Raw genomic sequence first — 16190 nt, 5'->3', positions numbered from 1 at the left:
ATTACCCTTTACTGCCGGTTGAAGGCCGGCAGTTTTTACCGGAAATATATGATGATTCAGCCTTCATTTCTCCATCGTCTGAAAGATGATTATCCACAAGATGAAAATCGGGGCGTCACACTGGTTTGGTCACGTCAGGAAGTTATACAAAGCCTAATCGCCGATTTGAGTATGTTATTTTCATCAAGACCGATTTCTGAAGTTTTCCCTTTATTTGGTGAGTTATCGAAATCCGTTTTAAATTATGGCGTTTCTGATGTCATTAATGTGGATATTTCGGATGATGAGCGTATTGATGCACTGAGCAATAATATTTATCAAGCTATTTCCCGATTCGAGCCTCGTTTGCAAGATGTCGTTATTACATTACAGAAAAATACGCCGGAGAATATTACCTTCTGGGTGAAGGGAATTTTCTTCAACGAACAAGTGGTGTTTTCTATCTCATGGAACAGTACCGCATATACCTATTCAATTTCATGGGATAAATAACAAGATGATGTTATTACCACAAAAAATACTGACTTATTATAACCGGGAATTGGGTTATTTAAGGCAATATGGCGCTGCTTTCTCTCAGCGTTTTCCTAAAATTGCTAAACGTCTTGGGTTCGCAGAAGGTGTTTCAGAAGATCCGCATGTAGAACGCCTGGTGGAATCTTTTGCATTCCTGACGGCAAAAATCCATCAGCGGATTGATGAAGATATGCCGGAACTCAGTAATGCCATGTTAGAGGTATTAGCGCCCCAGTTTCTACGTCAAGTACCGTCGGTATCGTTGGTGCAGTTTCAACAGGACCCATTAGCATCCGGTGTGACCGGAATGATGACGGTGGCGCGGCATACGCCATTGTTTTCTCAGCCGGTGGGCGATGTGACCTGTCATTTCCGCACGGTATATCCGCTGGAGATGTTGCCATTGGATTTAACGCACGCGGAACTGACGCCAGACCCTTATGATCGGGATTTTATCTTAACGCTGAATTTCACTTTGTGGCCGGGTGCCAGCTTTCAGGCGCAACATATCCGGTTGTATTTACATGGCGCACCAGTGCTGACCCATAGTTTGTATGAATTGTTGTCAGCGCAAGTTAAGCAACTGGAATGTCGGTTAGGCGAGCGTACATTCAACCTGAATAGCCGGGGTGTTCAGGTAGTGGGTTTTGATCCGCAAGATAGCTTATGTGCCGATGATTCATTAATAAACCCGATTCATCACTTATTTCGTGATTATTTCAGTTTCCCAGAAAAGTTTTTATTTCTGGATATTCCGTTACCGGATGCCGGTTTGATCACCCGTTCATCAGGCAAGCTGCAATACCGTTTCCAACTTAAGGATTGTGTTGCATTGCGCCGCATTGAACGTATGAGTGATAAAGTCAGCAACGAAACCTTCCGGCTAAATTGCGTGCCGATAATTAATCTGTTTTCTCATCAGGCGGAACCCATTATTCCACTGGAAACAGAGCATGAATATCTGGTTCAACCGGATGCTCGTCGCCCACAAAGTATGGAAGTCTATACCATCGATCAGGTCGAGATTGTCAGCCGTCAACAGGAACAATTAAGTTCCAAACCGGTGCCGTCGTTATTTGGTATTGAACATACACAGTCTGACGAACAGCTCCCATTATTTTGGCAGGCAACGTCACGTCCCTCACTCAGACATAACGATCTGGGAATGAATATGTTCATCGGTTTTTCTGATAGCAGTGGTGAACATCTGAAACCCGAAACCGATGTGGTGAGCCTGAGTTTGACCTGTACTAACCGCGATATCCCGCGACAGTTGAGTAACGGTCATCCTGATGGCGATTTCGAATCAGAAAGCGCACTGCCGGGGGTAAAAATTCTGGGATTGATCCGTCCCCGATTGCCGGTGCGTCCACAACCCAATAGTGCATTGAACTGGCGATTGGTATCGCAACTCAATTTAAACCAAATGTTACTGAGTGGTCCGCAGGGTGTTCAGCACTTAAAAGAGGCGCTAGAACTCTACAACTTGCTTGGCGATCCCGCCATATCGCGGTTGATTGCACAACTACAGCAGATTGCTATTGTGCCGGTGAGCGCACGCCTGAATCCCGCCGATCCCCATTCTCTGGCGCGTGGGCTGGAGGTGACATTGACATTTCAGGCGCAAGCAGGCGAGTTTATTGATTTTTATCTGTTTTGCAGCCTGCTAGAACGTTTTATTGCCATGTATGCGCCGATTAACAGCTTCACGCAGACCGTAACACAGTTAGAGACGCTTAATAACAGCACTCACCGTTGGCCGCGTCGCAGTGGGAGAGTGACATGGCTTTAGAAAATAAGATGCGTTTAGCTGGCGGCCGTTTTTATCAAAATGTACGTCGTTTGCTTAAACATTGTCGCCAACGTGAAGACGCGATAATCATCCCTGATGATGTGGTGCAATTCAGCTCTGCACTGACATTAGATGCGCCGACAAGGGAAATCGAGTCGCTATTACCACCGCAAGAGGGGGATGAGCAGTATCGCATGGCGGTACATCACTTTGGTCTGTTAGGAACCCTTGGCGCATTACCGTTGCGTTATACCGAGTGGCTGATTGACAGACGTTACCGCTATGGCGACGAATCGGCTCAGGCATTTATTGATATTTTTACTCACCGTCTACTTAGCCTGCGTTTTCAGGCATGGCAGAAATATCGGTTATATATCAATGCCGAATTGCAAAACCATGCAGAGTTACAAACCCATCGGGCTTTACCGGCAGTCATTCCGGCAGTTGTCGGCCAATTGATGGATAACAAAATAGAGCGCTCTCATCCCGCTTGTGTCGGATTGCTGGCAACACCGGTCCGTTCAATGGTGAATTTGCAACACCTGTTGCAGCGGGAATTTGGTATGGCGGTCAACATCCAGCCCTTTAAAGGGCGCTGGCAATATGTTGAACAGGCGCACTGTTGCTATTTAGGTCGCAGTTTGCTAAGCGATAACCCGATGTTGGGTCGCGCTTATTGGGATATTCAATCAGGATTTCATATTCAGTTAGGGCCGTTTGCCGCTCGGCAACGAGCCGCCTTTATGCCGGGAAATGAACAATATCGCAAACTGACACAATGGGTATGGCAATTTGCCGGGCCGTTGCTCTCCTTTTCACTGGAATTGTTGGTACAGCATAGTGGGCAAGACAATATATTAAATGGCAGCCGTCAATTGGGGTGGGATGGTTGTTTGGGTGATACCGGCAAGAACAATATTCAGCATATCTATCTGGCTGAATGTACAGGTCCCTACGCGGATTAAACAAAAATACAGGTAATAAAAAAATGCTGTTAGGGCAAAAGAATCGTTTTTTACAGGTTATCGGTAGCCTGTCTGACATTGTGGCACTGAGCAAAATAGAGGGTGAAGAGCACCTGTCACGGCCTTATTCATTTTCTGCTCAGCTCTATTCCAACGCGGATTGGGATAAGCTGGAGTCTCATATCGGTAAGCCTTTGGCATTTCGTCTCGGTGAAGCACCGAATCACCGCATTGTGCATGGCATATTGACTGAATTGCAGCAACAAGGTTTCAGCGACGGCCAGTTTTGTTATCAGGCACGTATTGAACCCTGGCTGAAAATGCTGACATTAACCCATAATCTGCGCGTCTATCAGCGCATCAGCGTGCCGGATATGGTATGTGATATCTTCCGTAAACGTGGGTTTAACGACGTTGAACTGGCGCTAAAAAGCCGTTATCCGAAGCTTGAATATTGTATGCAATACAAGGAATCAGATTTTGACTTTGTGACACGCCAACTGGAACAAGCAGGAATTTTCTATTTCTTTCGCCATGAAGAGGGGCGTCATGTGCTGGTATTGGCAGATCATCCTTCTACGTTTATTAACGCGCCTTTAGCGGTATTGCCATATCAATCGAACGTGGGTGATCAGCAGGGCTATGGGCTACGCGCTTGGCATATTCATCGCACACTGATTCCAGGTACGGCGGAAATGAATGGTTATAACGTTAAAAGTGCCGCGGCAATCAGTGCCAGTGCTAAAGCGAACAGCGGCTATTCTACCAATCCCAAGCTTTCTATCTATGATGATCGACGTCAGGAGGAGCGTAATCAACTGGAAGTACAGGCAACGCTGTGCATGGAACAATGGGAATCACAGTCTTATTACGCACGTGCCGTTAACAGTTATCCCGGTTTGCAAGTAGGGCATCAGTTTACCCTGAAAGGGCACGCCAGTGCCGATGGCCGTTATGCCGTGGGCCACCAGCGATTAAAAGCGGAAAACAACCTGGAGGAAGGCGAATTACTGTTTTCGTCTCAAGTGACCTTATTCCCGGCGAATAAAGCATTTCGCCCGCGTCCTTCTGTTACGCGGCCCTACATTTCCGGCGTATTGTCCGCGCTAGTAGTAGGGCCGACGTCAGAGGAGATCCATACTGATGCACAGGGACGCATCAAAATCCAGTTTCACTGGGATAAAGAACATAAAAAAAATGATGACAGCTCTTGCTGGATACGTGTCAGTCAGTTTTGGAATGGCGCAAAGTTTGGTGCGCAATTTGTGCCACGTGTGGGCAGTGAAGTGTTGGTGAGTTTTATTGATGGCGACCCGGATAGCCCGCTGGTGACCGGAACGGTTTATAACGGGGTGAAGATGCCCCCATTCGCGCTACCGGGGCAGAAAACCCAAAGCGGGATTACGACGCGCAGTAGTGCAAAAGGCACAGTGGAACAAGGACATCAGTTCTGTTTTGAAGATAAGAAAGGTGAAGAATTCATTTTGCTTCACTCACAAAAAGATATGCGCCTGAAAGTGAAAAATGATTTTTCGGCGCAGATCGATCGCAACGTGTTATGGGAAATCCAAGAAAAGCGCGATACCCAAATTAAAAAGGGCAATGACACGTTAATTTTGAGCGAGGGCAACGCCTTAACTGAGGTGAAAAAAGGTGACAAAAAACAAACGCTGGATCGTGGCAATTTTACCACCACCGTCAGTGCAGGCAGTTATGAGCTGGAGGTATCCAGAGGTAACGCCAAAATCAATGTAGGTCAACAATGCACAATTACGGCAAATCAGGGCATTGAACTGAAAGTCGGTGCCAGCACATTATCGATTACCCCGGCCGGGATCACCATCAAAGCGCCATCTGTTACCGTAGAAGGATCAGGAAAACTGGCGTTGAAGAGCGGTGGCATGGCGGAACTAGCCGCAACCACGGTAAAAGTAGAAGGCAGTGCAATGGCACAATTAAAAGGCGGCATTGTTCAGGTGGATGCGACCGGCATTGCTATGGTGAAAGGCACTCTGACCAAGATTGGTTAATAGCAGGATCAACGAATAATAAGAGTTTGCAATCATGGTTAAATTACGACACTACCCACTTTCGCCACAGGCGGAATTGGCACTACAACAACACGCAGCACATGAACAGAATCTATCGGCGCTTAATAAGGAAATGTTGTGGCAAGACGCAGTGTGCTACACCATTTTTATGTTGCCTTACACTCAGGCTCTGGAACTGGTACTGACATTTATCTCCTGCGTTTACGAACGCGATCTGATGCAAGGACAACGGTCGTTATTGCAACAAGTGCGACGCTGGCGGGTTGATGGCGGTGATCCGTTGCGTCATGAACTGTTCGAACAGGCGCAAACAGTCGGGTTCGATAACCCGATTTCATGTCTGGCGCTTTCCGTTTTTTGGAGTGAAGGCAGCATGACCACCCCGGATTTGGAAGCGGTCTATCCACAACCGTGGCAATCACTGGCGGCATTAGCCGATACGTTGTGCCTGATATTGCATATTTATGGCGAACAACCGGAACGACAAATGCAGTACGTTGAGCAATTTTTTCAACTGGCACATGGTCAACTGAGGCAATTGTCACCGTCACAAGATCAGGGACGCAAAAACTATCTGTACTATGAAGCCACATTATCAGGAGAGCAATGATGCCAATGCCAGCCGCCCGTGTGGGTGATATGCATATTTGTCCAATGGTCTCGCCTGCGGTACCGCCGGTGCCACATGTAGGCGGACCGATTATGCCGCCAGGTGTACCGACAGTGCTGATTGGTGGATTACCGGCGGCGACAATGGGTTCAATGCTGGTGTGCGTCGGGCCGCCGGATACCGTTGTCATGGGCAGCCCAACGGTATTGATTGGCGGACGGCCTGCGGCCAGACTCGGCGATTTATGTGCACATGGCGGCACAATTACTACTGGTTACCCATTAGTGATTATTGCTTGAAATGGAGGCCACTGTGAACTTAGCCCAAATGAACTTAGCCAAAATAGATATCGCGCGTTTTTTACAGCCCATTACTGCTGACAAACCCGCAGGGTGCGATATCGAATACGAACCTATTTTCGAGCAGATAAACGCAGCGCGCGAAACCGACGACGATTTTCTCCAGGACGACGCATGGGGTTATGAAACCCGTCAGGCTGATTGGCTGCGAGTTTCAACGTTGTGCCAAGAAGTGCTGGAAAAACAGAGTAAAGACTTGCAGATAGCTTGCTGGTTAACCCAAGCGCAAGGGGAACTGTATGGCCTGGCAGGGATTAACGGTGGTATCACATTACTTGCCCGTTTACTGGAAACTTTTTGGCCGGTGCTTTATCCACCACTGGATGATACAGAGATAAACAGTGCGGATGCCCGTCTTGGTCGGTTGAACTGGTTGGATAAGCAATTGGTGAAACAATTGGACAATCTGACATTGACCGATGATGGCAAATTAAGCCTGAGCGTCTGGCAACGGGTGCAATATTTTGAACAACGCGTTGCCGTTAATAATGAATTACGCAGTGCCTTGATCAGTGATGGCTATTTCGGTATCGCTGAGTGCGACAGCAGTATTCGCACTACGCCAACCGAACAATTTAACCAACTGCTGATGCAAGCTGAGCAGGTCAGTAAGGCGTTGGCAGAACTGCAACACATCATGGCGAGTCTGTTGCCGGATACTGGTAATAGCATGAGTGCCAGTACGCAGCGCTTGCAAGATCTGCTGGCCTTAATTGAACGGTTTCGTGAAACGGTGACACCGGAATTCATTCAGGAATATCGCAATGAAGAAATAACGGCAGGAGAAAATGCACCAAATGATATAAATACGGCTTTTTTAACAGAGGGTCGGACGCACCATGAAATGCGCGCTAGCGCTATTAAACAATTGATCAATATAGCCAATTACTTTCGTCAAAATGAACCTACCAGTCCAGTGCCCTATTTAATTGAACGTGCAGCGCGTTGGGCAAATATGGGCATGGCCGAATGGCTGGAAGAAATGATGTCAGAAAATACCTCCGCGCTACAGGAAATTATGCGCGTGATAAAAGGACCAGAAATAAATAGAGAATAAGATGAATAACATGAATCTTTATAGCGTCATTAAACGCCGTTTTTTAATATTGACGGTAATTCTTGTAATAAGTGGTTGCAGTCACTCTATTTCCAACGATGAAAAACGCTTGCAGGCAATTGAACAAGCCAAACCAGTTTATGCCAGCAATGCCATTCGTTTAAGAATAACTGCGGTTCCGCAACTGAATGTTTTTAATAATATGTCAAATAGTTGCACAATATTAATTGCTCAAGCGGAGAAACGTGAACAATTAGATAAATTACTGGCTAATCCGGTGTTATTACGCAATTTATTTGCCGGCACCGGTGCAACAGAGCAAATATTACAGTTGGATAATTACGTGATGATGCCGGGGCAATCGGTATCTTTACACATCGATAGAGCGGAACAGGCGCGTTATATCGCATTAATTGCCGGTTACTACCCGGCGCCAGATAGTACTCATACGCGAGTATTATCACTGCCGCTGCGCCTTGAGCAACACGGTTGGTGGAATAGCGCCTGGAGCGCTGAATTTGTTCCCATGCGCATTAATCTGACGCTAGGACGTTACGCCATTACCCGCAGTGATTTCTCCGCAGGTAACACTGGCGATGAGGTGGTTTTTCCTGGACAAATAGTTTTTCCCGGACAAACGGCAGAATCCGGCAGTGACGAAAGTGTGTTAAGGAAGTAACCCATGTTTGAACATAAACCGATATATTGGTATTCAGGATTATATTTACAACCACAGCACTTTCAAACCCATGAATTGCAAAATGAATACTGGCAAGGACGTTATCAGTTACTGACACAGCCTTATGCTTTTGGTGTGGTGAAACTCGCATTCAATCTGGCCGCGTTAAGTGATGAAATACTGAGTGTTCATCACGCCGCGTTTATTTTTCCCGATGGTTGTTACGTGGATTGTGATGTCAATGGCGTACTCAGTGCCCGATCATTGCGGGATTGCTGGCCGGTACGTGATAAACCGCAGCGCATCTATGTTGGCCTGCGTATGTTCAGCCACAATCAGAGTAACGTCACCGGTATCACGGATGCCAACGGTGTCGGTAATATCACCAGCCGTTGGGTAACATGGCCGCAAGAACAGCGTATGCGGGATGCTTTTGGCGAGGGACCGGAAGCAGAAGTGCAACAACTGACCTATAATTTGCGTTTTTTCTTACACGATGAGATTGATCAGGCAACGGATTATGCATTATTACCGGTGGGTCAACTGCATTGCACCAGTGACGGTATTGCACTGGATAACCGCTATCTACCGCCATGTTTGACGCTCTATGCTGTGCCACAACTGGGCCAGCGCATTGATCAACTGTGTCAGGAGTTAACCGGGCGCGTCCATCAATTGGAAGAGTTGAAACGCCCGCAAACACTGGAAGGGGAAATTTATACCCAAGAAAAAAGCACATTATTGCTGACACTACGGACTCTGGCGCGTTATGTCGTACAGTTGCACCATTTTCAGGAAGCGCGAGATGTTCATCCCTTACAGATTTTTGGGCTATTGCGTCAACTCATCAGCGAGCTTTCCTGTTTTACCGATCGTTGCTCCTTTTTAGGCGAGTGGAATGGGCAAGAAGAGGTACTGGAGAAATATCAGCATCGGGATCTGGCGCTAACTCTTGATAGTTGTGAACGGACAATTGCCGATTTGCTTAATGCACTGGTGCTGGAACCCAACACCGTGATCCCTCTGCAACAGGAAAGCCGTGGTTATTATCATGCAACCTTCAATACAACAGGGAACAATGAACAGCAACGGCTCTATTTGGTGCTGCGTTCTGACAGCTTTACCCATCGCGAGCGTGAAATTCCTGATGATCGCTTAATTAAACTGGCGGCGGCAGAACAGATCGACAATATTATTAACCGCGCTTTGCCCGGTGTACGTCTGTACTACCAGGAAATTGCGCCACATGGTTTACCTAACCGAGCAAATACCTGCTATTTCCGGGTAGAAAACCGCGGTGCATTGTGGCGGCAAGTAGAAGAGAGCAAACGTGTGGCAGTGCACTGGGCAGATGCGCCAGACGATTTACAAACAGAAATCGTTATAGTGAGAGCATCATGATGCAGTTATTGGATTGTTATATTCCAGTATTCACTTGCGTATTGCGCATGATCCAGCAGCAGGTGAATCAAGCGGAAATAGTGCGGCAAACCGTGTTAGCTGAGTTGACACAAGCGCAGAATAGGGCGCGTTTGCAGGGTTATGGGGCACAAGATATCGAAGAGGCAAATTTCGCCGTGGTCGTTTGGGCAGACGAAGCCATTTTGTGTGCAGGCCAAAAAGAACTGAGTATTTGGCGCCAATCATCGTTGCAGGCTGAGCTTTATGATGCCGAACTGGGTGGAAATACGTTTTTTGATCGCCTTGCCGCGTTAGTACCGGATAATTATCCGGTTCGATTGGTCTATGTTTTTTGTCTGCTTGCTGGATTTTATGGCCGTTATGGCAAACATGATAATTTAGAATTACACAATATTATCCAGCAAGAATTAAATAATCTTCCTGATACTTTACGTGGTTATCTCTCTTTAGAAAATAACCAATTAATGAACGGCTGCGATAATAATCCAAAAAATAAGCACTCCAATCATAAATGGCGTAGAAAATTAATATTATTCATGTCATCTATTACATTAATTTATATTTTTATTACCGTCTATTTATTAAATATTGGTCGGTAAACTCGGAAATTAAACATGAAAAAATTATTTTATGCCATTGGCTGGCTTAGCGTGATGGTTATCCTTTTATTACTCAGTTTAACTATTGCGGTGGCATTTGCATGGCCGACAATAGGTGGCCTGTTACTATTTATTTGCCTATTGCTGTTGTTATTATTGCTGCGTGGGGCAATGGTATTCATGCCGGAAATAATGAATAAACTACGCTGGATAAATAAATTCTGGCGGAAAGGAAATAACCGGCTGGAATATTTACTCTATCAACACTGGTGGCAAGGAGGATATTTACAAAGCTGGCGTCGATTCCGTTCATTGTTACACCGTAACGGCCACGTTCCACCGTGGTTTCTGGTGGTAGGCGAACGCGGCAATGGTAAACAGAAGCTGTTAACGCACTGCAATGTGGCGCCCATGACGGGGAAAAATCTACCGTCGCTGACAGAAAACACCTTTACTTGCCGCTGGTGGTTTTTCCGCCGAGCAATGTACATGGTCGTTTCCGGTCGTTATACCGAAGGTCAATCCTTGTACCGGCAAGCCTGGTTGCGTCTAATAAGCTGGATCGCCCAGGTCCGAAAACCTGCTGGTGTACTCGTTTGCTTATCGGTGGAACAGTTGCTAAACAGCGACAATCGAGCGCTCTATATCGCCGCACGTCAGGTACGTGCTCAGTTGGAACCATTGCAGATACGTCTGGAACGCCGCTTACCCATCTGGTTGATCCTTACCCACAGCGAAACATTACCGGGGTTTGACCATTGGTGCACCCAACTGTCAATAGAACAACATACTGAATTGCTAGGCGATTTTATCGAGCACCACACGGTGGGTAATGTCACCGACGTGCTGGACAAGAGCATGAACACCATTGTCAACACGTTGAAAATGATGCGCCTTAAGTTACTCAATCAACAACGGCAGCAACCCAATGCGGAAATCTTAGCGTTACCAGAAACGGTAGCTCAACTGCAACCTGCACTGGGTTGTTACTTGAATGCACTGTTCGACCAAGACCATTATCTGGAGCATGGTCTGTTGCGTGGCCTGTTTTTTACCGCCGAGCATCAAACTGCTGGCATTTTCAGCCACCGTTTGTTGGGAGAATATCTGCCTGACCAAGTTCAACATAGCCAAGATCAACGTAGTAATAGCGTATTGCTGACCGGCTGGCGGACATTGACCAAACGCGTATTCGTTAGCCTACTGGGTTTGATGCTGGTGTACAGTGCCGGCAGTGCATTGATGACGACCTGGCGTGGCGTTATGCAGCTTGAGAATATCCATAAGGTAAACCTCCTTGAGCGGAGTTACTTGCGCTATCGACAAGTTGAGTATTGGTCACAGGAAACCTTGCCATCTCTGCTTTTCTATCCGGTCATCCATACAATGGAACAAAGGATGGCGCAGCAATACCAGCAACAAGCTCCTGTTAATGCATTCGACCCGGCATCGTTAGCAACACATTTGCTAACACGTTTCCGTAACGCGGAAGCACCACAAAAACAGCTGTTGGCTTTACACTGGGCACGTTTTATTAACATTGAACAGGCAATGGCGCATGGCGCTACGCTAGAAACTTTACAGCGTATGCCTGCTTATTCAGCTTCACTATTAAGTGGTGAAAACGATCCTTTATCAGCGGAACAACGCGTCGCACTTCGTCTGGCGCAATATCGCCAAGGCAATGCACAGCAAGAATTTGAACAATGGCGAAATGTATTGCAGACATTACTGGAAGATAGCAATAACTGGCAGTGGCTATTAGCTGACGAACAACCGGCTGGAACGCATTCCCTGACACTGGCTGATTTCTGGCCGCTAACCAGAGAAGATGCCGCCACCATTAACGCTCGTATCCGTGGTGTCTATACTCAAGCCGGTGAACAAGATATTCAGGCAACCTTGGGCGAATTGGCACAAGCCCTTAACAGACCGGAATTTTTTACTCCTTTACAGCGTTCATTTTATCAACAGTATCAAAGTCAGCGCCAATCAGAGTGGTTAGCATTCGCCCAGATCATGCCGCAAGGAGAAACGTTAGTACGAGGCAAGAAAAACTGGCAGGCGTTGATATTAGCAACGAGTCAATATGACAGCCCCTATATCACCTTTATGACACAGTTAGAACGTGATTTAGCCACGATAGAGCCGGCGGAGCAGCAGCCTTGGTTACAGACACAACATCGTTTATGGCAACTGCATGGTTATGCACAAAAAAGTAGCGTGATGCAACGGGTCTCGCTAGGGAACCTCTCTTTACGCCAGCGCATCATGTCATGGTTTGGTATTTCACCGCAGATCTCTGTACGGCTAGATGACAACGTACTGACACGCTATCGCGTCTACCGACAAGCGGTGCAGTTAAATAGCCAACGCGAATTGCTCAGTGATATAGAAACCGAAGTGTTGGTTAAGAATGCGTTAAACAACGAGAAAGGGGAACTGGACGATAGCGGTCTGCGCGCATTGTTCAACCGTTTCACCCTGTGGCGCCACGAGGCCGAAAGCAAACAGAATACCGAGGTAACCGGGTTGAATGAATCCCTATGGCGACTCTATCAGGGTGATGCGCATCTGGTACTACGTTACGCCTTCTTAAGTGCCGCCAGCCGCTTGCAAACCCAGTGGGAAAGCAAAGTGATTTGGCCGATGGAAAAATTGAGCAGACAGGAACTGTTTGATGGTCGGGAATTAAACGCACGTCTGTATGAATACAGTAACGCATTTGTACGGGATACCGCAGAATATGCGTTGGATATTCGTCCTGAAGGGATTAAACGCCAGGAAATGGAAGATGTGCTCTTTCCGTTTAGCGATGATTTTATTTTCTATATTAATAACCTCATCCAGCCAAATGACTTACTTTCAGCGACATCGGATATTCGCCGTCGCCTGCAAGAGAAACTCGCCTTACTGGAAAGCGGGCAACAACTGGCGACAGCACAACAGGAACCGGAACAAGAACAGAAACCATCGGCGGAAGTGACGATTGTCAGCCAACCGGCGACCGCTAACCAAGGGGCAAAGGTATTGCCAATTGGAAGTTCAGTGACGTTGAGTTGTGATGATGGCGTACAGCAGCTTAAAAGTATGAATTTCAATGACAGCATGACGCTGCATTGGAGCCCAGGAACATGCGGTAAAGTCCAAATTGATGTCTATTTTCCTCGCTTTACATTAAGCAAAAGTTACGTTGGTCCCGATGGTTTGCTGCAATTTATGCACGCTTTTTCCCGCGGTGAACTGACTCTGGCAGCACAAACGTTCCCACAGCGGCGCGATGAATTAAGTGCTCTGGGCATCAATAACATCACTGTGCGTTATCAAGTCAGCGGAAGCAAAGCTGTTTCAACACTGTATCAGCAATGGCAGCAACATCAGCAGCAGCAAACGGCGTTGTTGGAACAACGCAACCGACTGGATAGCCAATTATTAAATTTAAGTGAACCAACAGTGGCAAAAGGGACCCTTTCTACTTTGCCATCACAGATCACCACCCATTGGAACGAATTAAGGAAACCTAAAAGTGAGTAATTATCTTAAACAGATCGTAAGTAAATTAACGATAGAAGCGCGTCAGTGCCTTGATGAGGCCGCTAATCTGGCAGTACGGCGCACCCATCATGAAGTGGAAATTGAACACCTGCTATTGGCTTTGTTTGAAAAACAGCTTCCGACGATGGAACAGGTGTGTCGCCACGGCGGGATTGATGCCATGACGTTGCTGAATGCCTGCCAGAGATCACTGACACTATTACGCAGTGGTAATCACCGTCCGCCGGTACTGGCGACCAGCCTAACTGAATGGATGGAACAGACTTGGATGTACGCCAGTACCCATTGGGGCGCATCACAGATTACCGCTCAGGCGCTGATTGTGGCACTGATCATGAATCCGTCACTGCACCATTCGCTGACCTCAGAACTACAACAAGCGTTACAGGGTAACACTGATGGGATAGAACAGTGGTTGCGTACACAAGCACATCCGAAACCGCAACAAACTATATCACCTCCTGTCGGAGATAATACCCAATCTGCGCTGGCACAATACACGCATCACCTGACACAGGCAGCACGTGATAACAAACTCGATCCGGTTTTAGGGCGTGAACGGGAAATTCGTCAGTTGATTGACGTGCTGTTACGCCGTCGCCAAAACAACCCGTTGTTAACCGGTGAAGCGGGTGTCGGCAAAACCGCACTGATCGAGGGGCTTGCTCAGCGGATTGTTGATGGCCGTGTACCGAAAGTTTTGGCACAGGCTGAACTATTTACGCTGGATATGGGGCTGTTACAAGCGGGCGCCAGCGTGAAAGGTGAATTTGAAAGCCGTCTGCAAAAATTATTGGATGAGGTGAAAGGGTATCCTACACCAGTAATTCTGTTTATCGATGAAGCGCATACGCTGATTGGCGCAGGCGGCCAAGCTGGGCAAAATGATGCAGCCAATCTGTTGAAGCCCGCGCTGGCACGGGGTGAGTTACGGGCGATTGCGGCAACCACCTGGTCTGAATATAAGAAGTACTTTGAAAAAGATGCAGCGTTAGCACGTCGTTTCCAGTTGATCAAAGTCGAAGAACCTTCGCTAGAACTGGCAATCGCCATGTTACGCGCCATGACACCCGCGATGGAAAAACATCATGGTGTCAAAGTATTCGCAGAAGCGGTAACGGAAGCGGTTACGTTAGCCAGCCGTTATATCACCGGACGTCAGTTGCCGGATAAATCGGTTAGCCTGTTGGACAGCGCCTGTGCCCGCGTTGCCGTTTCACAGACTGACGAACCAGCGCCGATTGAAGATCTGCGTGCCATGCTGACAAACATCGCTAGCGAACAGGAAGCATTGTTACGTGAAGGCGGCCATGAAACTCAGCTACAGAAATTGGCGCAACGTCAGACTGAATTGCAAGCATCACTGGAAGCAATTTTGCCGGAATATCATGCTCAACGTCAGTTGGTCAATGACATCCTCGCCTGTGAAGAACACGATGAACGGCTACCTGTGTTACGTGCAGAACTGCATCAGCGCCATCATCAGCACGCTTATGTCTTTGATTGTGTTGATGCTACCTGTGTGGCGGATATTATTGCCGGTTGGACAGGAATACCCCTTGGCCGGATGGTAGAAAATGAGCGTGATGTGTTGCGTCAGCTAGAAACCCGCCTCGGCCAACGGGTCATGGGGCAAGATCATGCGCTCAGCCAGATAGCGCGTCAAATTCGGATTGCTAAGGCACAACTGGCCGATCCGGTCAAACCCACCGGAGTCTTTATGCTTACAGGGCCTTCGGGTGTAGGGAAAACCGAGACCGCCTTAGCGCTAGCTCATGAGTTGTATGGCGGTGAACATCATCTGATCACGATTAACATGTCGGAATATCAGGAAGCTCATTCGGTTTCTGGCCTGAAAGGTTCTCCTCCCGGCTACGTCGGTTATGGACAAGGTGGTGTATTGACCGAAGCGGTTCGGCGTCAACCTTACAGCGTGGTGCTACTTGATGAAGTGGAGAAAGCTCACCCCGATGTGCTGGAGTTGTTCTTTCAAGTGTTCGATAAAGGCATGATGGAAGATGCTGAGGGACAACAGATTAACTTTCGTAATACGTTGATTATCCTGACCACGAATGCGGCATCAGATTTGGTAATGCGTGCAGCAATGCACGGAGTAAAAGAGCAGGGGGAAAATCGCCCGGCAACTCTGGAAGATATTCAGGAGATTATCCGGCCAGAGCTGCAACGTATATTTACGCCAGCATTTTTAGGCCGTTTGCAGGTTATTCCTTATCTGCCGGTACATGGCGAAGTTCTGCATGCCATTGTCCGCCATAAATTGAACAAAGTTGTCGTGCGCTATCGTCAATCAACCCAATGTGAATTGCACTATAGCGATACGCTGGTGGATTTTATCGCTGAAGGGTGTCGAATCGCGGAAAGTGGGGCACGTGAAATTGACAACCTGTTAACACAGTTTGTCCTGCCGTTGTTATCAGATCAATTGCTATTAGGTGATGTGCCAGTCAATCAGGATGTCTGGATAGATGTTATAGACGGTCAAATACAGTTACGATCAGACCAAAAGAAATTATAACTATATAATATTATCAACTAAGGGTAGTAAGAGCTTATCTCTGCTATTA

12 protein-coding genes are annotated in these 16190 nt (G+C 47.3%); all 12 read left to right on the top strand.

Features of this window, described 5'->3' with window-relative positions; translation table 11 throughout:
- Positions 1 to 51 precede the first annotated feature (51 nt).
- The 12 genes from tssE to tssH are packed head-to-tail and all read left to right on the top strand — an operon-like array spanning position 52 to position 16141.
- On the top strand, positions 52 to 492 hold the full coding sequence (tssE, locus tag LGZ98_RS05925) for a type VI secretion system baseplate subunit TssE (protein ID WP_262977819.1): 441 nt from the start codon (positions 52 to 54) through the stop codon (positions 490 to 492).
- 4 nt (positions 493 to 496) lie between these two features.
- Complete coding sequence (gene tssF / locus LGZ98_RS05920) at positions 497 to 2308, top strand: type VI secretion system baseplate subunit TssF (protein ID WP_262977818.1); 1812 nt, start codon at positions 497 to 499, stop codon at positions 2306 to 2308.
- Positions 2299 to 3273: a type VI secretion system baseplate subunit TssG gene (tssG, locus tag LGZ98_RS05915; protein ID WP_113040536.1), complete on the top strand. Its 975-nt coding sequence runs from the start codon at positions 2299 to 2301 to the stop codon at positions 3271 to 3273. Before tssF ends, tssG begins: the two co-directional genes overlap by 10 nt.
- Positions 3274 to 3296: 23 nt before the next feature.
- Positions 3297 to 5303, top strand: coding sequence for a type VI secretion system Vgr family protein (locus LGZ98_RS05910; RefSeq protein ID WP_113040537.1), 2007 nt, complete (start codon positions 3297 to 3299; stop codon positions 5301 to 5303).
- Positions 5304 to 5337: 34 nt separating this feature from the next.
- Entirely contained in the window at positions 5338 to 5934 is a 597-nt protein-coding gene (locus LGZ98_RS05905) for a DUF6931 family protein (RefSeq protein ID WP_113040538.1), read from the top strand.
- Positions 5934 to 6233 (top strand): PAAR domain-containing protein, encoded by a 300-nt coding sequence (locus LGZ98_RS05900; RefSeq protein ID WP_173362525.1) that lies wholly within the window; start codon positions 5934 to 5936, stop codon positions 6231 to 6233. The genes LGZ98_RS05905 and LGZ98_RS05900 overlap by 1 nt, the downstream gene beginning before the upstream one ends.
- A 13-nt stretch (positions 6234 to 6246) precedes the next feature.
- Positions 6247 to 7350, top strand: coding sequence for a type VI secretion system protein TssA (gene tssA, locus LGZ98_RS05895; protein WP_262977817.1), 1104 nt, complete (start codon positions 6247 to 6249; stop codon positions 7348 to 7350).
- A gap of 1 nt (position 7351) precedes the next feature.
- Positions 7352 to 8029 (top strand): type VI secretion lipoprotein TssJ, encoded by a 678-nt coding sequence (locus tag LGZ98_RS05890; RefSeq protein ID WP_113040540.1) that lies wholly within the window; start codon positions 7352 to 7354, stop codon positions 8027 to 8029.
- 3 nt (positions 8030 to 8032) lie between these two features.
- Positions 8033 to 9430, top strand: a complete 1398-nt coding sequence (tssK, locus tag LGZ98_RS05885; protein WP_262977816.1) for a type VI secretion system baseplate subunit TssK — start codon at positions 8033 to 8035, stop codon at positions 9428 to 9430.
- Positions 9427 to 10050, top strand: coding sequence for a DotU family type IV/VI secretion system protein (locus tag LGZ98_RS05880; protein WP_262977815.1), 624 nt, complete (start codon positions 9427 to 9429; stop codon positions 10048 to 10050). Before tssK ends, LGZ98_RS05880 begins: the two co-directional genes overlap by 4 nt.
- A 15-nt stretch (positions 10051 to 10065) precedes the next feature.
- Positions 10066 to 13584, top strand: coding sequence for a type VI secretion protein IcmF/TssM N-terminal domain-containing protein (locus LGZ98_RS05875; protein ID WP_262977814.1), 3519 nt, complete (start codon positions 10066 to 10068; stop codon positions 13582 to 13584).
- Complete coding sequence (tssH, locus tag LGZ98_RS05870; protein WP_262977813.1) at positions 13577 to 16141, top strand: type VI secretion system ATPase TssH; 2565 nt, start codon at positions 13577 to 13579, stop codon at positions 16139 to 16141. The genes LGZ98_RS05875 and tssH overlap by 8 nt, the downstream gene beginning before the upstream one ends.
- Positions 16142 to 16190 lie beyond the last annotated feature (49 nt).

This window comes from Photorhabdus kayaii (genome assembly GCF_025384895.1).
Lineage (GTDB): Bacteria > Pseudomonadota > Gammaproteobacteria > Enterobacterales > Enterobacteriaceae > Photorhabdus > Photorhabdus kayaii.
The sequence above is the reverse complement of the archived record's forward strand: the minus strand, read 5'-3'. Positions and strand labels throughout refer to the sequence as shown.

Coding starts and splice junctions, on each gene's coding strand:
- tssE (WP_262977819.1), top strand. CDS start 52: ATGATTCAGCCTTCATTTCTCCATCGTCTGAAAGATGATTATCCACAA.
- tssF (WP_262977818.1), top strand. CDS start 497: ATGATGTTATTACCACAAAAAATACTGACTTATTATAACCGGGAATTG.
- tssG (WP_113040536.1), top strand. CDS start 2,299: ATGGCTTTAGAAAATAAGATGCGTTTAGCTGGCGGCCGTTTTTATCAA.
- LGZ98_RS05910 (WP_113040537.1), top strand. CDS start 3,297: ATGCTGTTAGGGCAAAAGAATCGTTTTTTACAGGTTATCGGTAGCCTG.
- LGZ98_RS05905 (WP_113040538.1), top strand. CDS start 5,338: ATGGTTAAATTACGACACTACCCACTTTCGCCACAGGCGGAATTGGCA.
- LGZ98_RS05900 (WP_173362525.1), top strand. CDS start 5,934: ATGCCAATGCCAGCCGCCCGTGTGGGTGATATGCATATTTGTCCAATG.
- LGZ98_RS05890 (WP_113040540.1), top strand. CDS start 7,352: ATGAATAACATGAATCTTTATAGCGTCATTAAACGCCGTTTTTTAATA.
- tssK (WP_262977816.1), top strand. CDS start 8,033: ATGTTTGAACATAAACCGATATATTGGTATTCAGGATTATATTTACAA.
- LGZ98_RS05880 (WP_262977815.1), top strand. CDS start 9,427: ATGATGCAGTTATTGGATTGTTATATTCCAGTATTCACTTGCGTATTG.
- LGZ98_RS05875 (WP_262977814.1), top strand. CDS start 10,066: ATGAAAAAATTATTTTATGCCATTGGCTGGCTTAGCGTGATGGTTATC.